We start from the raw sequence: 21,961 nt of genomic DNA, 5'->3' as shown, positions 1-21,961 counted from the left end.
GGTGGCGGCGGTGGCGGCGGCTTCGGCGGATCGACGATGGTCACCATCGTCTTCTGTTCCTGTTCCTTTTCCGAAGGCGGCGCGACGGCCGGGATCAGCAGCAGCAGGAACGCAGCCACGTGCAATGCAATCACGAAGGCCATGCCGATGATGCGCGACCAGTTCAGCCCGGTCGGCTCTTCGTCCCGATACCTGTTAATGACCAGTTGTTCAGCCATGCGCCAATGAACTCACATTTTCTTGGGCCGACGATGCGGCGCCACCTAGAAGTTTGAACCGGCGATGTCTCCATCGCCGGGAGGTCGAGCTTATACCAATCACGTATCCCAGCACCATCATTTCAGTGTGCTGAAACCACGCATACAGGGTTGTGCGTCAAGGCAGCGCGATGATCTGCTTGGCGTCAGCCGGCTTCTTTACGCCTTTTTCCAAGGCCGATTTTGCAGCTTGCTTGGCTTCGGGAATCCGGTCTTCCTGCCACAGCACCTTGGCGAGGTTGAGATAGGTTTCGCCATCCTTGGACAGCGGGGCGGCCTTCTGCCACGCGTCGATGGCGGGGCCGACCTGGTCGGAATAGTAATAGGCCTGGGCCAGCGCCAGGTAGGTCTGCTGGTCGGGCTTCAGGACCCCCTTCTGCAGGCCTTCGTTGATCACCGAAACGACCTCTTTCTCCTTGCCGTCCATGTTCGAATAGGTGGCGAAGAGCTGGCGGTAATCCTTGTCCTCGCCCAGCTGGCCGGCGGCGCGCAGCTTCTCGAGGATGGCCGCGGCCTGCTCGTACTTGTCCGCCTGCAGGTAGACGTTGGCCAGGTTCATCTGCGCCTTCTTGTCGGCGGGCGACTTGGCGGCGATCTTCTCCGCCATCTGCACGGCATCGCCGGCCTGGCCGGTTTCGGCGTACGAAGCCATCAGCAGTTGCTGCCAGTTTTCCTTTGGCTCCGGCGAGCTTTCAATCGCCTGCTTGAGCACCGGAATGGCTTCGGCGTAGCGTTGGGCCTGATACAGCCCTTGGCCCTTGAGGGCAATTTCCTCGGGCTTCTGCGACTTGGTTTCGGCCAGGTAGCGGTCAAGCGTGGCGAGACCTTCGGCGTACTGGTCCTCCTGCAGCTGCACGCCCGCCAGCATGTACATCAACTGGTAATGGCTGTTGTTGTCGAGTGCATTGAACTCGATGGCGCGCTTCAGGTAGGCAATCGTGGCGGCCGAGTCATCCAGGTTGTAGGCGGCCTGCGATGCAAGCTGCGCGGCCACGGCCTTGTCGTAATCCGTCGCGGCGGGGTTGGCCAGCAACTCGTCGGCCTGGGTCCGGGTGGTGGCGAAATCATCCTTGTTGTAGATCTCGACGAGCTTCTGCAACTTGGATTGCAGCTTCGGCGACCCCTTGGCCTTCGGCTCGACGCGCGTCGCGCCGGGGTAGTTGACCTGGTTCTTTTCGCTGCCGCTCTTGCTCTTGCGCTCGGCCCGCTCGCGGGTATCGGCTGCGGAGGCGACGCTGACCGTGGTGGCGCTCAGCAGGCCGATGATGGCGGCGGAGAGCAGGGCTTGTTTTGAATTGCGGAAAAGCATGGGATGACCTCGAGGGGAATTACTGGCGGCGGGACCGTAGGACGCGCCCCACAGGGGGCGGCAACGCTAACAGAAACGCACAGGGCTCGGAACAGGGTTCGGTGCTGCGAAGCAGCAAAACGCACTCAGCCACACTTGGGAGTTCGGCCCGCGGCTCGCGCCTGCTGGTAGGCGGGTACCAGGCTGCCGGCGCGATTGCGCAGCTCCTGGATACGCGACTGCGGGTCGGGGTGGGTGGACAGCCATTCCGGCGGCCTGCCACCGCCGGCGGCGATCATGTTCTGCCACAGGTTCACGGCCTGGGCCGGGTCGAAACCGGCCTCGGCCATCAGGCGCTGGCCGACCTGGTCGGCCTCCGATTCCTGGACCCGCGAACCCGGCAGCAGGAAGCCGGTCTGCGCCAGCAGGCCGCCACCCTGGGTGGCAAGGCTGCCGTAGTCGCCGGCCAGGGCTCCGAGCAGCTGGACTGCGCCACTGGCGCCCATCTGCCGGGTAATGCGCTCGTCGTGATGGCGCTCGACCACATGGCCGATTTCATGCGCCAGCACCGCCGCCAACTGGTCCTGGGTCTTGGCCACGGTGAATATGCCGGTATTGACGCCCACTTTTCCGCCGGGCAGGGCGAAGGCGTTTGGCTCATTGTTGGCAAACAATGCCGTTTCCCACGCCACGCTCTGGTTCTGCGCAGGCAACTGCCGTACCAGCGCGTTGACCACGCAGCGCACATAGGCGTTTTGCCGGGCATCGTTGCTGATGGGGCCCTTGTTTTTCGCTTCCACGAACGCCTGTGCACCCAGCTGGTTGAGCTGTTGCTGGGAGACGCCGCCCACATACTGGGTGCGGCCGGTGGAGCTGGTGGTGGTGGCGCAGCCGGCAAGAACCGCGACGATGGCGGCAGTGAGAATCCAACGTTTCATGGGGCACCCCTTTCTGGATGCGCGGAGTGTGGCGAGCGGGGCCTTAACTTTTCGTCAATCCGCACCGCCCTCAGTCAACTCCGTACAGCTTCAGCAGGCCCAGCGCTATGGCATTGTTCAGCGCATGGGCCGCGATGGCAGCCCACAGCGTCCGCGTGCGCCAGTAGACCAGGCCGAAAGCGGCCCCCAGGAACGCGTAGGTCAGCCACAGCAATCCGGTGGCCGCCAGACTGTTGCCGCTGGTGCCGGGGATTTCATGCATCAGGGCAAAAGCTGCGCTGCTGAGCAGCAGGCCAAGCCAGGGGCGGCCGGCGGCCCATAGCCGGCCGAACAGCACCCGGCGGAACAGCAATTCCTCATACGCAGGTGCCAGCAAGGTGCCAAACAGCCACATGAACACCGGACTGGCCACGAAAGCAGCCTCGATGACCGGGAGATTCGTCGGCGCCGGAGCGATATCGAAGGCTTTTCCCACCGCGGACATGGTGCTGCTGAAGACAAAGGCGATGGCCGCGGTGCCCAGTACCCAGCCCCAGGTACTGGGCTGGCGCACGGCCGAGTACGAGATCGCAAGCTCGGCGGCACTGGCGCGGCGGCGCCAGTAGTACACGACCAGCGCGGCGGTGCCGGTGCTGAGCAGGGTCATCCACAGCATCGACAAGGGACCAGGTTGGCCCAGCCCGCTCACCAACACGCGCAGATCCGCGGGCAGGTTGCCCCGCAGCGCGAGCTGGGCAATCCGGACCAGCACCCAGGCCAGCCCGCTGGCGACCGACACCAGCAGCAGGACCGCCACGGCGATCAGCGCATCCAGCAGGAAGCCCGTCAACGCACGCCGATGGCCAGGCCTCGGCGGCGGGACGGAGCCGGTCAATGCCACCCCTGGGCTCGCCGGCGACGCTTCGCGTTCCATGTGCCGGCGCGGGTCAGACGTCGAGGTTGGAAACCTTCAGCGCATTGGCATCGATGAAGGCGCGGCGCGGTTCCACCACGTCACCCATCAAGGTGCTGAAGATCTGGTCGGCCGCCACGGCGTCCTCGATGCGCACCTGCAACAGGCGGCGCGTATCCGGGTTCACGGTGGTGTCCCACAGCTGTTCCGGATTCATTTCGCCCAGGCCCTTGAAGCGCTGGATGCTGCGGCCCTTCTTGGCCTCGTCCAGCAACCAGGCCTGTGCTTCGGCGAAGCTGGAAATCGGCTGGGTCTTGTTGCCGCGTACGATCTGGGCGCCGTCGCGGATCAGGCCATGCAGCACGGCGGCCGCTTCACGCAGGGGACGCAGCTCGCCGGATTCGAACACCGAGAACGGCAGCACCTGGGTCAGTTCCTCGCCCATGTGCTTGCGCGTGGCCAGCAACGCGGCCGGACGATTTTCGGTGGCCGCCTGCAGGGTCAGCGCGTAACGCGCACTGCCGATACCGCCGCGATTGAGCTTCTTCTCCAGCGCATCGAGTTCCTGGCGCTCGTCGACGTTCTGGGCCAGGTGCTCGGCATCCAGCGGCGAGAAATCGATAAGCGATTCCAGCAGGATGGCGTCGTAGCGATGCGCGTTGCGGGCGATCGCCTCGCGCGCGCCGGCAAAGGACAGCAGCAGTTTTTCCAGCGCCTCGCCGGTGACCGGCGGTTCGCCTTCGGCCGGAATCAGTCCGGCGTTTTCCACCGCGCTGTTGGCCAGGTAGACGTTGAGCGCGGCGTCATCCTTCATGTACATCTCCTGCTTGCCCTGCTTCAACTTGTAAAGCGGCGGCAGGCCGATGTAGATGTGGCCGCGCTCGATCAACTCCGGCATCTGCCGGTAGAAGAAGGTCAGCAGCAGGGTGCGGATGTGCGAACCGTCGACGTCGGCGTCGGTCATGATGATTATGCGGTGGTAGCGCAGCTTGTCCGGGTTGTATTCGTCGCGGCCGATGCCGGTGCCCAGCGCGGTGATCAGCGTGCCGACTTCGGCCGAGGCCAGCATGCGGTCGAAGCGCGCGCGTTCGACGTTGAGGATCTTGCCGCGCAATGGCAGCACCGCCTGGTTCTTGCGGTTGCGGCCCTGCTTGGCCGAGCCTCCGGCCGAGTCACCCTCGACGATGAACAGTTCCGACAGCGCCGGGTCTTTTTCCTGGCAGTCCGCCAGCTTGCCGGGCAGGCCGGCAATGTCCAGGGCACCCTTGCGGCGGGTCAGGTCGCGGGCCTTGCGGGCGGCCTCGCGGGCACGGGCGGCATCGATGATCTTGCCGGTGATCGCACGGGCCTCATTTGGGTGTTCCTGCAGGAACTCCTCCAAACGTGCACCGAACGTGTGCTCAACTACCGGCCTTACCTCGGAACTGACCAGTTTCTCCTTGGTCTGCGAGGAGAAGCTCGGGTCGGGCACCTTGACCGACAGCACCGCGATCATGCCTTCGCGCATGTCGTCGCCGGAAAGGGTGATCTTGGCCTGCTTGGCGATGCCACTCTGCTCGATGTAGTTGGTCAGGGTGCGCGTCAGTGCCGCGCGGAAGCCGATCAGGTGAGTGCCGCCATCCTTCTGCGGGATGTTGTTGGTGAAGCAGAACATGGTCTCCTGGTAGGAGTCGGTCCACTGCAGGGCCACGTCCACGGTGATGCCATTCTGTTCGCCGGTGACCGAGATGACGTTGGGATGCAGCGGCGTCTTCAACTGGGCCAGATGCTCGACGAAGGAGCGGATGCCGCCTTCGTACTGGAACAGGTCCGAGCGCCCTTCACCGCGCTCGTCGCTGAGCGTGATCTTGACCCCGGAATTAAGGAAGGAAAGCTCGCGCAGGCGCTTGGCCAGGATGTCGTAGTGGAATTCGACATCACTGAAGATCTCGGCGGCGGGCTTGAAGCGCAGCAGGGTGCCGCGCTTGTCGGAAGCCTCCAGCTGCTTGAGCGGATATAGCGGCTCGCCCAGCGCGTACTCCTGCTGGTAGTGGAAGCCGTCGCGCCACACATCCAGCCACAGGTGCTCGGACAGGGCATTGACCACCGACACGCCGACGCCGTGCAGACCGCCGGAAACCTTGTAGCTGTTGTCGTCGAACTTACCGCCGGCATGCAGCACGGTCATGATCACTTCGGCCGCGGAAACACCTTCTTCCTTATGGATGTCGACCGGGATGCCGCGCCCGTTGTCATAGACCGCCACCGAACCGTCTTCCAGGATCTTGACCACGACATCGTCGGCGTGGCCGGCGAGAGCTTCGTCAATGGCGTTGTCGACCACCTCGAACACCATGTGATGCAGGCCGGTGCCGTCATGCACGTCACCGATATACATGCCTGGACGCTTGCGGACGGCCTCAAGGCCGCGCAGCACGGTGATCTTGCTGGAGTCGTAGTTGCCGTTGGGGGTCGGGACGGGGCTGGTTTCTTCGGTCATGCGCTTCGGTCGCCTGCTGTGCTCCTGTGCGGGCCGGACTCGCGAAGTCTCGCGATCTGCGGCGCCACACATCAGCTATAGGGAGTGAGGCAGGAATTATACCATTTCAACGCCGGTCAGCCCCGCAACGAAGCGGTTGGGCAGGTCCGCGAGGGGCCTGCCAGCCTGCCGCAGGGCTAACGACAACAGGCCGCGCTTATTGCTGCTGGATATGACCGTGTTCCACGTGGAACACGGTCAAGGGCACCGCCAGCCCTGCCAGCGCGACCGGAACCTCGGTGCCGGTCACGAATACCTGGGCGCCGCTGTCCACCAGGCGTTGCAGCACCCGCTGCTGGTGCCGGCGGTCGAGCTCGGAAGCCAGGTCGTCCAGGGCCACGATGGGCCACTCGCCCCGGCGCTGCGCATAGTCCTCCGCCTGTGCCAGCAGCACCGACAGGGCTGAGAGCTTGGCTTGCCCGCGCGACAGGGCCTCACGGTTGGGGTGCGCGGCGTAATCGATACGCCAATCGGCCCGATGGGGACCTACCGAGGTGTAGCCCAGGCCCCGGTCGCGGTCGCGCGCCAGCAACAGTGCATCGGCCAGGGACAGGTCACTACTGCGCCACCCGGGCTGGAAATGGATCTCACCGGCGCCCAGACCCGGCACCAGATCACCGGCCACGCTCAGCAAGCGGCTTCGCAGCTGTTCCAGGTATTGCTGGCGATGGCGGGTCAGGGGTTCGCCGGATTCGGCCAGTTCGTGGTCCCAGGCATCCAGCTGGGCACCGCCCGCGCCTGACTTCAGTAGGGCATTGCGCTGTTTAAGGGCCCGCGCATAACGACGCCACACCGGCAGGAACTCGGGTTCCACGTGGAACAAACCCCAATCCACGAAGCGTCTACGGGGTTCACCGCCGCCCGTCACCAGCGCATGACTGCCAGGCTCGAAACTGACCACTGCCAAGGCTGCGCACAACTCGCCGAGCTGGGCGACATTTTCCCCATCCAGGCGACCAACCCAGCTCTGCCCGGTGTGCCGCAGGCCGGCCCGGCGTGGCCGGAAGTCGGCACCCTCGCGCCATTCAACGAAAACCTCCACCGCCTCCGCCCCCGACCGTACCAGCCCATCACGTACGCGCCCGCGAAAGCTGCGTCCGTACGCCATCAGATGCAGGGCTTCCAGGAGACTGGTCTTGCCCGCCCCGTTTTCACCGGTGATCAGATTCACCCCCGGGCCGGGCTCGATCGCCACGCCTTCAAAAAGCCGAAGCCCCGCTGCGGTGAGACGGGTTACTCGCATGGGCGCGCCACCCTCGGACCTGTTCCCGCCAGACCGAAACCCAGCACCACCGAGACCACGCCCTGAAAACCAGAACGCCCGGAGATTTCCGGGCGTTGGCCGTGTTCCACGTGAAACAGAGAAGGGATCACAGGCGCAGCGGCATCACCACGTGCCGGGACTTTTCGCTGCTGGCCTCACGCACCAGTGCGGAAGAGTTGGCATCGCGCAACTGGATGATGACGTGCTCGTCGCGAAGGGCCGACAGAGCATCGAGCAGGTAGTTGACGTTGAAGCCGATGGCCAGGTCACTGACCTTGGTGTCGGCCTCGATCTCTTCCTGGGCCTCTTCCTGCTCCGGGTTGTGGGCGCTGATCTTGAGCTGGCCGGGCGAAACCTCGACGCGCACGCCACGGTACTTCTCGTTGGACAGGATCGCGGCACGCTGCAGTGCTGCGCGCAGTACCTCGCGGTCCAGCTTGACCTCGCGGTCGGCGCCGATCGGGATCACCGCGGCGTAGTCCGGGAAACGTCCGTCGATCAGCTTGGAAGTAAAGGTGACGTCATCGCGCTTGACCCGGATATGGCTGCGCCCGATTTCCAGCTCCAGTTCGCGATCGCCGTTTTCGAGCAGGCGCTGCAGCTCGGTCACACCCTTGCGCGGCACGATGATCTGGCGTTTGGCGCCGGAGGCGCCTTCCAGCGGGGTTTCGCACAGCGCCAACCGGTGGCCGTCGGTGGCCACGCAGCGCAGCAGCTTGTCGCCCAGGTCGAACAGCAGGCCGTTGAGGTAATAGCGAACGTCCTGCTGGGCCATGGCAAAGGCGGTGCGCTCGATCAGTTCCTTCAATGCGGCCTCGGGCACGTTGACGCGCTCGGTGGCCTCGACCTCATCCACCGAGGGAAAGTCGTTGGCGGGCAGGGTGGCCAGGGTGAACCGGCTGCGGCCCGCGGACACCGTGACCTTGTCGCCGGTCTGGCTGACCGTGATCTTGCTGCCATCCGGCAAGGCCCGGATGATCTCGAAGAGTTTGCGTGCCGGGATGGTGGTTTCACCATCCTGGGCATCGTCGACCGCGCTGCGCGCAATCATTTCCACTTCCAGGTCGGTGCCGGTGAGCGAGAGCTGCCCCCCCTGGACCTGGACCAGGAAATTGGCGAGGACCGGCAAGGTCTGCCGACGTTCGACCACGTTGACGACTTGTGCCAACGGCTTCAGGAAAGCTTCGCGCTGCAGACTGAAACGCATGTGGTGCTGGCCCCTTATGCACTGGATCTAGAAAGAAGTATTAAATCAAAAGCTGGTGGTGATGGTAGAGCCGATTTCGGTGGAGAAGGGCTATAACCGATTGAATCAAAACGTATTTATCGCATCTGCAAGCTCTGTATCAAGGCTTGTGTAGTCCTGGTGGAACTTGTGGATAACTTTCAGCCCCAATTCCATCCCCACCTTATCCACAGGGCCTGGACCCTTTTATTCACTGAGCTTACGGATCAGTTTGTCCCAGTCCTCATGCAGCTTTCCGTCGGTCTGCATGAGGTTGCGGATCTGCCGGCAGGCATGCAAAACGGTGGTGTGGTCACGACCGGCAAAGGCATCCCCGATCTCGGGAAGGCTGTGCTCGGTCAGTTCCTTGGCCAGGGCCATCGCCACCTGCCGCGGGCGCGCCAGTGAGCGCGTGCGCCGCTTGGACAGCAAGTCCTTGATCTGCAGACCGTAGTAGTCTGCCACGGTCTTCTGGATGTTGGGGATGCTGATTGCCTGCTGCTGGGCCCGCAGCAGGTCGCGCAGGGTTTCCTGGGCGAATTCGGGAGTAATGGCACGACCGGTGAAGTTGGCGCGCGCGGTCAGCGTGTTCAAGGCCCCTTCCAGGTCGCGCACGTTCGAGCGCATCTTCTTGGCCAGCAGGAAGGCCACCTCGTCGGGAATCTGTGCCCCGCGCTCGTGCGCCTTGGCCAGCACGATCGCCGCCCGGGTCTCGAAATCAGGCGGCTCGATCGCCACCGACAGGCCCCAGGCCAGGCGCGACTTCAGCCGCGGCTCCAGGCCTTCGACTTCGCGCGGATAGCGGTCACAGGTCAGGATGATCTGCTGTTTGCCATCGAACAGGGCATTGAAGGTGTGGAAGAACTCTTCCTGGGTGCGGTCCTTGCCGGCGAAGAACTGGATGTCATCGATCAGCAACGCATCGACCTGCTGGAAGCGGCGCTTGAACTGGTCCATCGATTTTTCCATCAGCGCCTTGGTCATGGCACTGAAGAACGAGTCCGAACGCAGGTACAGCACGCGCGCATTCGGGTTCTGCCGGCGCAGTTCATTGCCCGCGGCGAACATCAGGTGGGTCTTGCCCAGACCGGTGCCGCCGTAGAGCAGCAAGGGATTATGCGAGCGGTCGCCGGGCTTCTGCGCCGCCTGCCAGGCCGCGGCGCGGCCCAGCTGGTTGCTGCGGCCTTCGACGAAGTTGTCGAAACTGTAGTGCGAGTCCAGGTTGCCGGCATACGGTTCGTTGGCGGCAAACGGCTGGGTCCCCGAATGGGAGGCCGGCGCAACTGGTTCCACGATGCGCGCACGCGAGCCTATTTCTACCGAAACATCGCGATGGCCGGCGAAGTGCCCCAGCAAGTCCTGGATCCGCGGCAGGTAACGCTCGCGCACCTGCTCGACGATGAAGGCGTTGGGTGCATACAGGACCATAGCATCGACGCGCTGTTCGGCCTGCAACGGCTTCAACCAGGTGTGTACGTCTTCGGCCGGCAGTTCGGCTTCCAGGCGTTCGAGGCAGCGGGGCCAGGCATCCATCGAGGGCAGCAATCGAGTTCTTCAGGAAGGCATGCACGCAGGTAGGGACGCGCGACGCGGGTGAAAATACAGTCGGCCACATTATCACGCGGCGACTACCGCCATTGGCGGCCCGCGTGTTCAGCCGGGCACTTGCGGCGGCCTGCCAGCGGCGGCCCCAGTCAATTGCGGGTTGACCGGGCCTGGGGGGAGCCTATAGAATTTCCGGTTCTTTCCACTTCAATCGCCCGAGGGCCCATGGCCACCAAGCGCACTTACCAGCCCAGCAACCTCAAGCGCAAGCGCGACCACGGTTTCCGTGCCCGCATGGCGACCGCCGATGGCCGCAAGATCCTGGCACGTCGTCGCGCCAAGGGCCGCACGCGCCTGAGCGCCTGATGGCCCTGCCGCATTCGCGGCGGAGTCCATCCATGCTTGTCTTTCGCAAGAGTCCGCGCAGTATTGTGCGGACTTTTTCGTATCCGATATGAAAGCGACCTTTCCCGCCACGGCACGGGTGCGCACGGGTGCCGAATACGCACGCATATTCGAAAGCGCGCGTCGCACGTCCGATCCGATCCTCAGCCTGCACTGGCTGGCTGGCCCAGTGCCGGCCCGGCTGGGCCTGGCGGTTTCGCGCAAGGTCGATCCCCATGCCGTCGGCCGCAACCGCATCAAGCGGGTTTTCCGCGACCAGTTCCGCAAGCTCCGCGCGCAATTGCCTGCCGGTGACTACGTGATCGTCGCCCGCGTGGCGGCGCGCAGCGCCGACAATGCACAGCTGCGCGCGACCCTGCTGCGCACGCTGGTGCGTGCGGGCGCATTGCCCGCACCGGCTGCGGGCGGCACAATGCCGCCGGTCACGAAATCAACTCCTTCCCCTTCCTGCAACACGCCCAAACCGGCCGCTTCCGCCGGTTGAGAATGCCTGTCCGATGAACCAGACCCGTTTGTTCCTGATCTTCGCCTGGCTGATGGTGGCGAGCCTTCTGTGGGTGGAGTGGGGCAAGTTCAATGCTCCCAAACCCCCCAGCGTGGTGGCAGCAACCGCGCAGCCGCAGCCTTCGAGCCTCAGCTCGGTGCCCTCCGCACAGCCAGTTCCGCAAGGCGCTGTCTCTGGGCAGAATGGCGTGCCCACGGCACCGGCAGTCTCGAGCCCTGACAAATCGACCGCTTTGGCAGTCGCTGCTCCTTCCAGCCAGCGTGTCGTGATCAGCAGCGACCTGCTGCGTCTGACTCTGGACGGCGGCAACGTACTTGAAGCGGTCTTGTTGAAGTACCCCCAAGCGAAAGTCGCCGGAAGTCCGCCTGTCGTGTTATTCACGCAGGATCCTGCGCATTACTACACCGCCCAAAGCGGTTGGACCAGCGCCAACAATCCCGCTCCGAACCACCTGAGCGGTTTCGTGCCTGAAAATGGCAGTGGGCATATTTCGCTGGCTTCAGGGGCGGCCTCGGTGTCGGTGCCATTCATATGGAATGGCCCAAACGGCGTACTCATCCGCCGTACCTACACACTCAAGCGCAATGACTATGCTATCGGCGTGCGCGATGAAGTAATCAACAACGGTAGTGCCCCGTGGGAAGGCACGATCTACCGACAGTTGGAACGGCTGCCCCCGGTGATCAAGACCGGCATGACGAATCCGGAATCATTCAGCTTCAGTGGTGCGACGTGGTACAGCGCTCAGAAACAATACGAGCGCCTGAAGTTCGCCAAGTACATGGATGACGGCAAGCTCGATCAGGATGCGAGCGGTGGCTGGATCGCGATGCTGCAGCATCATTTCTTCAGTGCGTGGATTCCTGATCAGAAAACAAAGGTAAAAATACAGACCGACCAGATCGACGGTCGCGCACTGATCCGCGAGCTCGGCCCAAGTTTCCGGGTTGCTCCAGGCTTGAGCCAAACTACAGAGGCACGCTTGTTCGTCGGGCCGAAGTTGATATCGCAGATGCAGGCGCAGGGCGTCAACTTGAACCGCGCGGTGGACTACAGCCAGTTCCGCATCTTCGATTTCATCGGCCAGGGCCTGTTCTGGGTGCTCAGCCACCTGCATTCCCTGTTCGGCAACTGGGGCTGGTCGATCATCGGCCTGGTGGTGCTGGTGAAGCTGGCGCTGTATCCGCTGGCCAATAAACAGTATGAAAGCGCCAACAAGATGCGCGCGCTGGCACCGCGCGTGGCCCAGCTGAAGGAGCGCTACGGCGACGATCGCGCCAAACAGCAGGCCGCGATGATGGAGCTGTACAAGAAGGAGAAGGTCAACCCGATGGGCGGCTGCCTGCCGATCCTGGTGACCATGCCGATCTTCCTGGCCCTGTACTGGGTGCTGGTGGAATCGGTCGAGCTGCGGCAGGCACCGTGGTTCCTGTGGATTCACGACCTAACCGCGCGCGACCCGTACTTCATCCTGCCCGCGCTCAACATGCTGGTGATGTGGACCACGCAGAAGATGACCCCTGCGGTGGGCATGGATCCGATGCAGCAGAAGATGATGCAGTTCATGCCGCTGGTGTTCGGCGTGATGATGGCCCTGTTCCCGTCCGGCCTGGTTTTGTACTGGGTCACGAACGGCAGCCTGGGCCTGTTGCAGCAGTGGTGGGTCGGCAAGAAACACAGCAAACCGCCGGCGGCAACGGAAACCAAGGGCAAGGCGATCGCCGGCAAATAAGCGCGGCGCGCTCCAATTAGCAAGCAGACGAACCCGCCTACCGGCGGGTTCGTCGTTTCCAGCATCGCGACCCGAGGCGGCGCCTGCAAAGGAATATGCAAGACTCCGCGCATGACTACGGCCCCGACCGGCATTGCCTCAACCGACACCATTGCCGCCATCGCCACCGCGCCCGGCGCCGGCGGCGTGGGCATCGTCCGCCTCTCGGGCCCACTGGCATCGCGGATTGGCGCCGAGGTTTGCGGGCGCCCCCTGCAAGCGCGACACGCCCACCATGTGCGATTCACCGCCGAGGCAGGCGAAACCATCGACGACGGCATCGCCCTTGCTTTTCCCGCACCCCACAGCTTTACCGGCGAGGACGTGGTCGAGCTGCAGGCCCATGGCAGCCCGCTGGTATTGCAGCAACTGGTAATGCGGGCCTGCGCGCTGGGCGCGCGGCCGGCACGGCCGGGTGAATTCAGCGAACGGGCCTTCCTCAATGACCGGCTGGACCTGGTCCAGGCCGAAGCCATCGCCGACCTGATCGCCGCTTCGGACACGCGCGCCGCACGTGCCGCGCGACGCGCACTGGACGGCGTCTTCTCGCAGCGAGTCGAGGCCATCGCCACCAGCTTTTCGGCCCTGCGCGTGCACGTGGAGGCGGCGATTGATTTCGCCGATGAGTCCATCGATACGCTCGGCGGCGACGCGGTGCGGCAGAAACTGGCACTCACCCGCCAGCAGCTTTCGCAACTCCTGCTGGAAGCCGAGCGCGGCCGCAAGCTGCGCGATGGCCTGCATGCGGTGATCGTGGGCCCGCCCAACGCCGGCAAGAGTTCGCTGCTGAACGCATTGGCGGGCAGCGAGCGCGCCATCGTCACCGATACACCGGGCACCACCCGCGACCTGCTGCGTGAAACGGTGCGCCTGGATGGTCTGGAACTGACGTTGGTGGACACTGCGGGCCTGCGCACCGGTGGCGATGCCATCGAGCGCGAGGGCATGCGCCGCGCCCGTTCGGAGCTGGAAACCGCGGACCTGGCGCTGGTGGTCCTGGATGCGCGCGACGCCGCTGGTGGGCTGGAGGCGGTCCAGGCCGATCTGGCCCAGGTGCCGATGCGGCTGTTCATCCATAACAAGAGTGACCTGCTCGCCACCGCGCCCGCCGACACCGATTCGACGGTGTATGTGTCCGCGACCACAGGCGCGGGCCTGCCAGCCTTGCATGTGCGGCTGCGCGCGTTGGCCGCCGGCGACGATGGGCTCGAAGCGGGGGCGGGGGAGTTTTCGGCGCGTGCCCGGCATGTCGAAGCGCTGGTTCGGGCATCAGAGCATGCGGAAGCAGCAAACCGTGAACTCCATCACGAAAGGCTGGAGCTGGCCGCCGAAGAATTGAGGCTTGCACATCAGGCCCTGGGCGAGATCACGGGAAAGGTCTCGCCGGACGACATGCTGGGCCGCATCTTTTCGACCTTCTGCATCGGCAAATGAGCCGGACAGGCCGACAAATGCGCTGGCATGGTTCATGCTTGGCAGATCTGGGGATTCCATTGTTTTGTACTGTTTCGGGGAGTAAGAAAATGTCGGTTGCCACGATTTCGAAGAAGTCGCGCTGGGTTGCGCTTTCGCCCGTCGTACTTGCGCTTGCCGTCGCAGTGGCGGGCTGTTCCAAGGACGAGCCGGCCAGCACGGCCGCGCCCGCAGCCGCGCCTGCAGCCGTTGCCGCGCCGCCCGCACCGGCGGTATCGGCCCAGGTCCAGGCCATGGGTGCCGACGAGCTGCGCGCCGCGGCCAACAAGGCGCTGGCCGAGAACCGCATTTACGCGCCGGGCGGGGACAATGCCATGGAGTACTACCTGGCCCTGCGTGACAAGCTGCCCAGCGATCCGGCCGTGGCCAGCGCGCTCACCGACCTGATGCCCTACACGCTGATCGCCACCGAACAGAGCATCGGCCGCGACGACTTCGTGGAAGCCCAGCGCCTGTCGGGGCTGCTCGAGAAGGCAGACCCGAAGGCACCGGCCCTGCCGCGCCTGAAGCAGAGCATCGCCGCCGCCCAGCTTGCCGTTACCGCCCGCGCCGAAACCGCCAAGACCAAGGAGGTGACCGACGCCGAGGCCAAGGTGCTGGAGACCAAGCGACTGGCGCAGCAGGCCGAACAGCAGCGCGTCGCCGCCGAAGCCCTTGCCACCCAGCAGCAACAGGACGCGGCCCGCAAGGCCGAGGCCGATCGCGTCGCCGCCGCCCAACGTGAGGCCGCGGCCGCGGCCCAGCGTGAAGCGGCCGCACGTACCGCCACCACCACGCCGGCCACGCCCGCCGCCGCGGCCCGCCCTGCAGCCAACGCGCTCAAGGTGGTCAGCTCGCCGTCGCCGCGCTACCCGCCCGAAGCATTGCGCGCCGGTACCAGCGGTGAAGTGCTGGTCGAGATCACCGTGGGCACGGACGGTTCGGTGACCAACGCGCGCGTCGTGCGCGCCACTCCGGCGCGCGTTTTCGACCGCGAAGCGCTCAACGCGGTACGCCGCTGGAAGTTCGAGCCGATCGATGCGCCGACCACCACGCGCCGCACGCTGGCGTTCAACCCGGGCTGAGGCAGCGGGTTGGGGAAGCAGAAAAAAGCCGGCGCAAGCCGGCTTTTTTATGGACGGTTGGAACGCCGGCAACACGGCATTGCATACGTGGCAATAGTCCGGCCGGGTACCCATGCGAAGGCCTCGACCTGCCGCGGTGAACGACGTGTTGGGCGCGTCGCCGCATCGAGGTCGCGGCTCAGGGAGTGCATCGACCAGGAGTTGGGTCCCGGCGTTCGCCGGGATGACGGCCTTTCTTTGATGTTTCTTCGTCCGGCATCCGGCATTTGCGGCTGGTCGCATGCCGCAATGCCGGCTGCAATGCCGCCGTCAGCCCGAGATCGCCAGTTGTTCCTGCTGGTAACGCCGGGTGGCCGCGAACCAAAGCAGGCCCGCCAGCCCGAAGCCCGCGGCCAGGTAGAGCGCCCATTGCGCCGCGGTGATCACCTCGCCGCGCACCACCTTCAGGATCAGCTGGTTCTGCGAAAGGAAGGGCACCGCGAACTGCCACATCTGCGTCTTCACCGGGTTCACCAGCAGCACGATGGTCGGTAGCATCGGCAGCAGCATCAGCCAGGTCATGTGGCTCTGCGCCTCCTTCATGCTCTTGGCCGAGGCCGCCAGGTAGGTCAGCAAGGTGGTGCCGATGAAGACCATCGGCAGCAGGATCAGCACCAGTCTGGCGATGGCCGGGAAACTCACCTCCATCTGTCGTCCCACTGTCGGTGAAAGCAGCGCGCCGAGCTTGAAGGCCAGCAGGGTCAGCAGCAGCGAGATCAGCGCCAGCATGCAGGCCGCGGCGATCTTGCCGCTGACGATGGCACCGCGTGCTGCGGGCGTGGCCAGCAACGGTTCCAGCGACTGGCGTTCGCGTTCGCCGGCGGTGGCATCCAGGATCAGCGAGGCTCCGCCCAGGAAGGCGGCGATGATCAGGAAGTAGGGCAGGATGAAGGACAGCATGCGGCCGCGCTGGGCCTCTGGCGTGGCCAGGTCGGTGCGCCGAATCTGGATGGCGGTGGCCGTGCCGGGACTGACCCCGCGCGCGAGCAGCCGCAGCGAGCCGGTCTGCCCGCCATAGCCCGACAGCAATCCCTGCAATCGCTGCACCGGGATCTGTGCGTCCTGGCGGGTGCTGTCCTGGATGATTTCCAGCGGCGCGGGCAGGCTCTTGCGCCACTGCTGGGCGAACTCCGGGCCGATGCGCAGGATCACGTCCTCGTCCTGGTTGGCGATGGCCGCCTCGATATCCTTCGGTGGCGCCTTGATCACCACGTTCTGTCCTTCCAGCCAGGCGATCAGGTTGGGTGCGTGCTCGCGGCCGACCACCGGAAGTTCCAGCGGCTTCTCGATCTGGCTGCGCGCGCGGCTTTCGCCCAGCGTGCCCAGGCCGATGATCAGGATCGGGGTCAGCAACGGACTCAGGCCCAGCGCCAGCACCAGGGTACGGCGGTCGCGGAAGATGTCGCGCAGTTCCTTGCGCATCACCGTCATCACGGCGCGGAGGGTCTTCATGCGTGCAGTCCTTCTTCCGAGCCGATGGCTTTCACGAACGCGTCTTCCAGGTTGTCTTGGCCGGTCAATGCACGCAGCTCGTCGGCGCTGCCGGAGGCCACCACCTGGCCGCGCGCGATGATGACGATGCGGTCACACAGGGCGGCGACCTCCTGCATGATGTGGCTGGAGAACACCACGCAACGTCCTTCGCCACGCAACTGCTTGAGGAATTCACGCAGCCCGCGCGTGGTCATCACGTCCAGGCCGTTGGTGGGCTCGTCCAGGATCACGTTGCGCGGGTCATGGACCAGGGCGCGGGCGATCGCGGTCTTGGTGCGCTGGCCCTGCGAGAAACCTTCAGTGCGGCGGTCGAGGAAATCCTGCATGTTCAGCGCGCGCGACAGGCGTTCGGTGCGCTCGGCGATGGTCGCCGCATCCAGGCCGTGCAGTTCGCCGAAATAGGCGATGTTCTCGCGCGCGGTCAGGCGCTTGTACACGCCGCGTGCGTCGGGCAGCACGCCCAGCACGCGGCGCACGCGTTCCGGGTCGGTGGCCACGTCGATGCCATCGACCAGGACCTTGCCGCTTTCCGGCTTCATCAAGGTGTAAAGCATGCGCAAGGTGGTGGTCTTGCCGGCGCCGTTGGGGCCGAGCAAGCCGGTGATCTCGCCATCGCGGGCCTCGAAGCTCACCCCGTCCACGGCTTTCACCGTGACCTTCTTGGCAGTGAAGGATTTATGCAGGTCGTCAACGAGGATCATGGTTCCCATCCGTAGAAGCCGGTGAACGGCGGGGTGTAGGCCAGCTTGGCCAGGCAGGTGGCATCGAGCGGCTTGGCCTCGGCGGTATCGATGAAGCGGGCCATCAGGCGCGGCATGCAGCCGATGCCGATCACGTTGTGGCCCTGTCCGCGCAGGACCAGGTGGCGCGCGTTGGGCAGGTTCCTGGCCACCGCATCGCCGTAACGCGATGGCGTGACCGGGTCGAACTCACCGGACAGCAGCAAGGCCGGTACCTTCGTTTTCAATGGCGCACGGAAGCCGGCCGGGCGCACGCCCTTGGGCCAGGTCGCGCACTGGGCGACCAGGTACCGGGAAAAATCGTTGCCCAGCAGGGTGTCTTCGTCGGCCGGGTTGGCCTTCAGTTCGCCGCCGTCCTCGGTGCAGATCACCGACAGCTGCATGCCGATGTTGATGCTGTCGGACAGTTGCTCGCCCAGCATCTTGGACAGTGACATCAAGGCGTCGTAACGGCCATTGGCCGCTTCGTTCAACTGCAGCGGCAGCAGCGAGGAGGCCAGCGGCATGTAGGCATACATGCGCACCAGTCCGGCAACCAGTTGCGGGGTCAGCCGTTCCTGGCGGCCTTCGCCGGTGATGCCGTCGCGGTAGGTGACCAGCGGCGGATCGGTGGCCAGCCTGGCCATCAGCACGCGCAGCTTTTCGCGCGGGTTGCCGTAGCGCTGCACGCAGGCCGGGGTCTTGGCGCACAGCGCGAACTGCAGGGCCAGCGCGTCTTCCAGATTGCGGGCGAACTCGTTGCCCAGCACCAGCGAGTTGGGCGCCACGCTGTCCAGCACGATGGTGCGGGTGCTGGCCGGGTATCTGGCCGCGTACTGCTGGGCCACCCGCGTGCCATAGGAAATGCCGACCAGGTTCACCTGTGGGGCGCCGATCGCCTTGCGCACCAGTTCCAGGTCCTGGATCGCCTCGCTCGTGCTGTAGAAGCGCGGGTCGGCCCGCTTTGCAAGCGAGGCCAGGCAACGCTTCGTATAGTCGCTGGCGGCCTGCGGCGTGGGCAGTGCGTTCTCGTCGAACGGCTCGGTGCACGACAGCGGATTGGAACCGCCGGTGCCGCGCTGGTCGACCAGGATCAGGTGGCGCTTCTTGCGCGTCTCATCGAAGGCGTTGGCGGCCTGCGGGTAGCTTTCGGTGGCCGACTGGCCGGGGCCACCGGCCAGCATGAATACCGGGTCCGGTTCGGCCGCGTCATCGCGATCGGCGGGAATCCAGGCGATCTTCAAGCCGATCTTGCGCCCCTGCGGGGCGGCCGGATTCTCCGGCACCTGCAGCACCGTGCACTGCGCGGGCAGGGCGTCACCGGAAAACGGCGTGCTCAGCGAACACGCCTTGAAATCAAGGGAACCCAGCTTGCGTGCCTGCGCTTCGGGGGCGCAGGCAATGGCGAGCAGGGCGGCGGCAATCAGAATCCGACGCATGGCGTCTCCGTTGGGGCGGTCTTGCGGACCGGTATGTTGTCACGACGGAAGCGGCCAACGGATGTGACCTAAGGCAGGGGCGCGTTTTCATCCACCACCGCAGGCCGCACCGGCAACCGGCTATCGCCGGGACGCAACAGGCGCCTCGCTGGCTTGCTGCCTTCGACCTGATGCAGGTTCGTGCACGACGACCCGCAGCTCCGCGCCACGTCGTTTGCTTCGCACCACCTCCGCAGCCGGCGTCGATGCCGCCCGCGAAGAAGACATCACTTCGAGGAAACGTACTTCTCGCGGCGGATCTGCGGAATCGGCAGCCCATCGGCCTTCAACTGCTCGAAGCAGGCGTCGACCATGTTGGGATTGCCGCACAGGTAGGCGATGTCGGTGTCGGCACGGGGCGAGAACTCGGACAGGAACTGCTGCACGTAACCCTGGCGCACGTCGGCATGCGGGTTCTCCGGCAGCTCGCGCGAAAAGCAGGGGACGAAGCGGAATTGCGGATGCTGCTCGGCGAAGGCACGGAAGTCCTCGCCATACAGCAGTTCCTCGGGCGTGCGCGCTCCGAACAGCAGCACCACTTCGATGCCGCGTTCGGCGATCAGTTTTTCCACCTGCGGCAACATGGCGCGGTACGGGGTAACGCCGGTGCCGGTGCCGATGAAGAGATAGCGCTTGTTGGCATCGCCCGGCATCAGGCAGAAGCGGCCGTAGGGGCCGCTGGCATCAAGGTGGCCGCCGATTTCCAGGCCCTCGAACAGCGCGGTGGCCGCGCCACCGGGCACGTAGCTGACCGCGATCTCGACGCCTTCGCCGGCACCCAGCGCGTGGTCATGGATGGTGGCCAGTGAATAGCTGCGCTTGGTCGCGGTGCCGTCGGCGTAGGTGAAGTGCACTTGGATGAACTGGCCGGGGATGAAATCCAGCGGCTGGCCGTCGTCGCGTGCGAACACGTAATGACCGACCGAGGGCGCCAGCATGCGGCGTTCTATCAACTTCAGCGGAAAATGGACGATGGCCAAGGGTCGGGACCGGAACAGTCTGGTGCCGGGGCCGGCCCGACGGGACGCCTATAATAAGCGCTTGCATACTCCGGGCGCCCCGTTGGCGCCGCAAGGCTCTTCATGCTTCCTTCCCAGACTGTCGTTCCTGCGGCCGTGCCCGCACTGTCGATCACCGAACTGCGCAAGACCTACGAGACCGGCGTACAGGCCCTCAAGGGCGTATCGCTGCAGGTCGCACCGGGTGATTTCTTCGCCCTGCTCGGCCCCAATGGCGCCGGTAAATCGACCCTGATCGGCATTGTCAGCTCGCTGGTCAACAAGTCGGCGGGTGAGGTGGAAGTGTTCGGCGTCAACCTGTCGAAGGACCGCGAGGCGGCCATGCGCCTGCTCGGGCTGGTGCCGCAGGAGCTGAACTTCAACATGTTCGAGAAGCCGCGCGACATCCTGGTCAATTACGCCGGCTTCTACGGGATTCCGCGCGCCGAGGCGCTGCAGCGGGCCGAAGAGGAACTGAAACGCGCGCAGCTGTGGGAAAAGGCCGACAGCATGTCGCGGACGCTGTCCGGCGGCATGAAGCGCCGGCTGATGATCGCCCGCGCGATGATGACCCGCCCGCGCCTGCTGATCCTGGACGAGCCCACCGCTGGCGTGGACATCGAGATCCGTCGCGGCATGTGGAAGACGCTGAAGGACATCAATGCGGCCGGCACCACCATCATCCTCACCACCCATTACCTGGAAGAGGCCGAAAGCCTGTGCCGCAACGTGGCCATCATCGATCGCGGCACGATCGTCGAGCAGGGGCCGATGCGCGCGCTGCTGGCCAAGCTCGACGTGGAAGGTTTCATCTTCGACATCGACGGCAGCCTGCCGGCGCAACTGCCGGCGATCGAGGGGACCACCCTGGTCGCCAGCGACGATCACACCCTGGAGCTGGACATGCCGCGGGCCATGGACCTCAACCGCGTGTTCTCCGCGCTGGGCGAGGCCGGCATCCGCGTGCGCTCGATGCGGACCAAGAGCAACCGCCTGGAGGAACTGTTCGTGCGGCTTACCGGCGATGAAGCGGCGGCGAAACGGGAACAGGCGGCATAGGGTTTTTATCCCCTCCCTTGCGAAGTCCCCAAGGGGACTTCCTTCGGGGGGCAGGGGAGGGCCAGGGAGGGGTGTTCTTGCTATTGATCTTGCTTTGATAAGAACGACGAGCAAGATCAAGAGCTCACCCCTCCCCAACCCTCCCCTGCTGCGCAAGGGAGGGGGCAGAAGCAAACGCAAGCAAAAAACATTGAGATCAAAATGAACCAAGCCGTCGCCACCACCTCACTGCAGAAGAACTTCGTCGCCCTGGGCACCATCGTGCGCCGCGAGATCATGCGCATCCTGCGCATCTGGGGGCAGACCCTGGTGCCGCCCGCGATCACCATGACCCTGTACTTCCTGATTTTCGGCGGCCTGATCGGCTCGCGCATCGGCGACATGGGTGGCTACAGCTACATGGAGTTCATCGTCCCGGGCCTGGTGATGATGAGCGTGATCCAGAACAGCTACGGCAACATCTCCTCCAGTTTCTTCGGCGCCAAGTTCGGCCGCCATATCGAGGAGCTGCTGGTCAGCCCGATGCCCAACTGGGTGATCCTGGGCGGCTACGTGGCCGGCGCGGTGCTGCGCGGGCTGATGGTCGGCGCCATCGTGCTGGTGATCGCCATGTGCTTCACCAAGGTGCGCATCCCGCATCCCTTCATCACCTTCACCACGGTACTGCTGGGCGCCACGATCTTCTCGCTGGCCGGCTTCATCAATGCGGTGTACGCCAAGAAGTTCGACGACGTGGCCATCGTGCCGACCTTCATCCTGACCCCGCTGACCTACCTGGGCGGCGTGTTCTATTCGGTCAAGCTGTTGCCGCCGTGGGCCGAGGCCATGACCCATGCCAATCCGATCTTCTACATGGTCAATGCCTTCCGCTACGGCCTGCTGGGCAGCAGCGACGTGCCGGTGTGGATCGCCTACACGCTGATGCTGGGCTTCGTGGTCGGGCTGGGCGCGCTGGCGCTGTGGCTGTTGAAGCGCGGCGTCGGCCTGCGCAGCTGAGTGCGTGATGGGGGAGCCGGGCTTGCCTGGGCT

General features: G+C 64.9%; 17 protein-coding genes and 2 pseudogenes. 7 read left to right on the top strand and 12 right to left on the bottom strand.

Annotated features, from left to right (window positions below; all coding sequences use genetic code 11):
• The 8 genes and pseudogenes from DT603_RS11895 to dnaA all read right to left on the bottom strand — a co-directional run.
• A pseudogene (locus DT603_RS11895) lies at positions 1-218 on the bottom strand (energy transducer TonB); the annotation flags it as partial.
• A 157-nt stretch (positions 219-375) separates the two neighbouring features.
• Positions 376-1,566 carry a heme biosynthesis protein HemY gene (locus DT603_RS11890; protein WP_162350103.1) on the bottom strand — a complete coding sequence of 397 codons (1,191 nt, stop codon included), beginning with the start codon at positions 1,564-1,566 and terminating at the stop codon, positions 376-378.
• A 125-nt stretch (positions 1,567-1,691) separates the two neighbouring features.
• Positions 1,692-2,483, bottom strand: coding sequence for a M48 family metallopeptidase (locus DT603_RS11885; RefSeq protein ID WP_162350102.1), 792 nt, complete (start codon positions 2,481-2,483; stop codon positions 1,692-1,694).
• A gap of 70 nt (positions 2,484-2,553) precedes the next feature.
• A complete protein-coding gene (locus tag DT603_RS11880) occupies positions 2,554-3,396 on the bottom strand; it encodes a CPBP family intramembrane glutamic endopeptidase (RefSeq protein WP_162350101.1) in 843 nt (280 codons plus the stop codon).
• 13 nt (positions 3,397-3,409) lie between these two features.
• Positions 3,410-5,854: a DNA topoisomerase (ATP-hydrolyzing) subunit B gene (gene gyrB, locus DT603_RS11875; RefSeq protein WP_162350100.1), complete on the bottom strand. Its 2,445-nt coding sequence runs from the start codon at positions 5,852-5,854 to the stop codon at positions 3,410-3,412.
• A gap of 196 nt (positions 5,855-6,050) precedes the next feature.
• Positions 6,051-7,136: a DNA replication/repair protein RecF gene (recF, locus tag DT603_RS11870; RefSeq protein ID WP_162350099.1), complete on the bottom strand. Its 1,086-nt coding sequence runs from the start codon at positions 7,134-7,136 to the stop codon at positions 6,051-6,053.
• A gap of 127 nt (positions 7,137-7,263) precedes the next feature.
• The gene (gene dnaN / locus DT603_RS11865) at positions 7,264-8,364 is read right to left on the bottom strand and encodes a DNA polymerase III subunit beta (RefSeq protein ID WP_162350098.1); all 1,101 of its coding nucleotides are present in this window, start codon (positions 8,362-8,364) and stop codon (positions 7,264-7,266) included.
• Between the two features lie 225 nt (positions 8,365-8,589).
• The gene (gene dnaA / locus DT603_RS11860) at positions 8,590-9,915 is read right to left on the bottom strand and encodes a chromosomal replication initiator protein DnaA (protein ID WP_162350097.1); all 1,326 of its coding nucleotides are present in this window, start codon (positions 9,913-9,915) and stop codon (positions 8,590-8,592) included.
• A gap of 237 nt (positions 9,916-10,152) precedes the next feature.
• On the opposite strand from dnaA, the gene rpmH reads away from it, so the two are divergent.
• The 5 genes from rpmH (at position 10,153) to DT603_RS11835 (ending at position 15,145) form a co-directional block, all read left to right on the top strand.
• Positions 10,153-10,293 (top strand): 50S ribosomal protein L34, encoded by a 141-nt coding sequence (gene rpmH / locus DT603_RS11855; RefSeq protein ID WP_162315717.1) that lies wholly within the window; start codon positions 10,153-10,155, stop codon positions 10,291-10,293.
• A gap of 88 nt (positions 10,294-10,381) precedes the next feature.
• Positions 10,382-10,816 (top strand): ribonuclease P protein component, encoded by a 435-nt coding sequence (rnpA, locus tag DT603_RS11850; RefSeq protein WP_162350096.1) that lies wholly within the window; start codon positions 10,382-10,384, stop codon positions 10,814-10,816.
• Between the two features lie 13 nt (positions 10,817-10,829).
• A complete protein-coding gene (gene yidC / locus DT603_RS11845; protein WP_162350095.1) occupies positions 10,830-12,569 on the top strand; it encodes a membrane protein insertase YidC in 1,740 nt (579 codons plus the stop codon).
• A gap of 111 nt (positions 12,570-12,680) precedes the next feature.
• Positions 12,681-14,042: a tRNA uridine-5-carboxymethylaminomethyl(34) synthesis GTPase MnmE gene (gene mnmE, locus DT603_RS11840; RefSeq protein ID WP_162350094.1), complete on the top strand. Its 1,362-nt coding sequence runs from the start codon at positions 12,681-12,683 to the stop codon at positions 14,040-14,042.
• Positions 14,043-14,131: 89 nt separating this feature from the next.
• Positions 14,132-15,145, top strand: coding sequence for an energy transducer TonB (locus tag DT603_RS11835; protein WP_162350093.1), 1,014 nt, complete (start codon positions 14,132-14,134; stop codon positions 15,143-15,145).
• A gap of 309 nt (positions 15,146-15,454) precedes the next feature.
• Here the strand turns inward: DT603_RS11835 and DT603_RS11830 are convergent, their stop codons facing one another.
• From DT603_RS11830 to DT603_RS11815, 4 genes and pseudogenes are all read right to left on the bottom strand, one after another.
• The gene (locus DT603_RS11830; RefSeq protein WP_162350092.1) at positions 15,455-16,636 is read right to left on the bottom strand and encodes an ABC transporter permease; all 1,182 of its coding nucleotides are present in this window, start codon (positions 16,634-16,636) and stop codon (positions 15,455-15,457) included.
• Positions 16,633-17,379: an ABC transporter ATP-binding protein gene (locus tag DT603_RS11825; protein ID WP_162350091.1), complete on the bottom strand. Its 747-nt coding sequence runs from the start codon at positions 17,377-17,379 to the stop codon at positions 16,633-16,635. The genes DT603_RS11830 and DT603_RS11825 overlap by 4 nt, the downstream gene beginning before the upstream one ends.
• Positions 17,376-18,836, bottom strand: coding sequence for an alpha/beta hydrolase (locus DT603_RS11820; protein ID WP_162350090.1), 1,461 nt, complete (start codon positions 18,834-18,836; stop codon positions 17,376-17,378). The genes DT603_RS11825 and DT603_RS11820 overlap by 4 nt, the downstream gene beginning before the upstream one ends.
• 266 nt (positions 18,837-19,102) lie before the next feature.
• A pseudogene (locus DT603_RS11815) lies at positions 19,103-19,922 on the bottom strand (FAD-binding oxidoreductase).
• 35 nt (positions 19,923-19,957) lie between these two features.
• On the opposite strand from DT603_RS11815, the gene DT603_RS11810 reads away from it, so the two are divergent.
• A complete protein-coding gene (locus tag DT603_RS11810) occupies positions 19,958-20,932 on the top strand; it encodes an ABC transporter ATP-binding protein (protein WP_162350089.1) in 975 nt (324 codons plus the stop codon).
• A gap of 201 nt (positions 20,933-21,133) precedes the next feature.
• Positions 21,134-21,928: an ABC transporter permease gene (locus DT603_RS11805; RefSeq protein ID WP_162350088.1), complete on the top strand. Its 795-nt coding sequence runs from the start codon at positions 21,134-21,136 to the stop codon at positions 21,926-21,928.
• Positions 21,929-21,961: the final 33 nt, after the last annotated feature.

The sequence above is a fragment of the Pseudoxanthomonas gei genome (genome assembly GCF_010119615.1).
Classification (GTDB): domain Bacteria; phylum Pseudomonadota; class Gammaproteobacteria; order Xanthomonadales; family Xanthomonadaceae; genus Pseudoxanthomonas_A; species Pseudoxanthomonas_A gei.
Note: the sequence above shows the minus strand (reverse complement) of the source record. Positions and strands in the feature narration are given on the sequence as shown.

What these genes read in the sequence shown, in the direction of transcription:
- DT603_RS11820 (WP_162350090.1), bottom strand. Translation starts at nt 18,836, where the DNA reads ATGCGTCGGATTCTGATTGCCGCCGCCCTGCTCGCCATTGCCTGCGCC.
- yidC (WP_162350095.1), top strand. Translation starts at nt 10,830, where the DNA reads ATGAACCAGACCCGTTTGTTCCTGATCTTCGCCTGGCTGATGGTGGCG.
- DT603_RS11810 (WP_162350089.1), top strand. Translation starts at nt 19,958, where the DNA reads ATGCTTCCTTCCCAGACTGTCGTTCCTGCGGCCGTGCCCGCACTGTCG.
- dnaN (WP_162350098.1), bottom strand. Translation starts at nt 8,364, where the DNA reads ATGCGTTTCAGTCTGCAGCGCGAAGCTTTCCTGAAGCCGTTGGCACAA.
- rpmH (WP_162315717.1), top strand. Translation starts at nt 10,153, where the DNA reads ATGGCCACCAAGCGCACTTACCAGCCCAGCAACCTCAAGCGCAAGCGC.
- DT603_RS11825 (WP_162350091.1), bottom strand. Translation starts at nt 17,379, where the DNA reads ATGATCCTCGTTGACGACCTGCATAAATCCTTCACTGCCAAGAAGGTC.
- recF (WP_162350099.1), bottom strand. Translation starts at nt 7,136, where the DNA reads ATGCGAGTAACCCGTCTCACCGCAGCGGGGCTTCGGCTTTTTGAAGGC.
- DT603_RS11830 (WP_162350092.1), bottom strand. Translation starts at nt 16,636, where the DNA reads ATGAAGACCCTCCGCGCCGTGATGACGGTGATGCGCAAGGAACTGCGC.
- DT603_RS11880 (WP_162350101.1), bottom strand. Translation starts at nt 3,396, where the DNA reads ATGGAACGCGAAGCGTCGCCGGCGAGCCCAGGGGTGGCATTGACCGGC.
- DT603_RS11835 (WP_162350093.1), top strand. Translation starts at nt 14,132, where the DNA reads ATGTCGGTTGCCACGATTTCGAAGAAGTCGCGCTGGGTTGCGCTTTCG.
- DT603_RS11890 (WP_162350103.1), bottom strand. Translation starts at nt 1,566, where the DNA reads ATGCTTTTCCGCAATTCAAAACAAGCCCTGCTCTCCGCCGCCATCATC.
- DT603_RS11805 (WP_162350088.1), top strand. Translation starts at nt 21,134, where the DNA reads ATGAACCAAGCCGTCGCCACCACCTCACTGCAGAAGAACTTCGTCGCC.
- gyrB (WP_162350100.1), bottom strand. Translation starts at nt 5,854, where the DNA reads ATGACCGAAGAAACCAGCCCCGTCCCGACCCCCAACGGCAACTACGAC.
- DT603_RS11885 (WP_162350102.1), bottom strand. Translation starts at nt 2,483, where the DNA reads ATGAAACGTTGGATTCTCACTGCCGCCATCGTCGCGGTTCTTGCCGGC.
- rnpA (WP_162350096.1), top strand. Translation starts at nt 10,382, where the DNA reads ATGAAAGCGACCTTTCCCGCCACGGCACGGGTGCGCACGGGTGCCGAA.
- mnmE (WP_162350094.1), top strand. Translation starts at nt 12,681, where the DNA reads ATGACTACGGCCCCGACCGGCATTGCCTCAACCGACACCATTGCCGCC.
- dnaA (WP_162350097.1), bottom strand. Translation starts at nt 9,915, where the DNA reads ATGGATGCCTGGCCCCGCTGCCTCGAACGCCTGGAAGCCGAACTGCCG.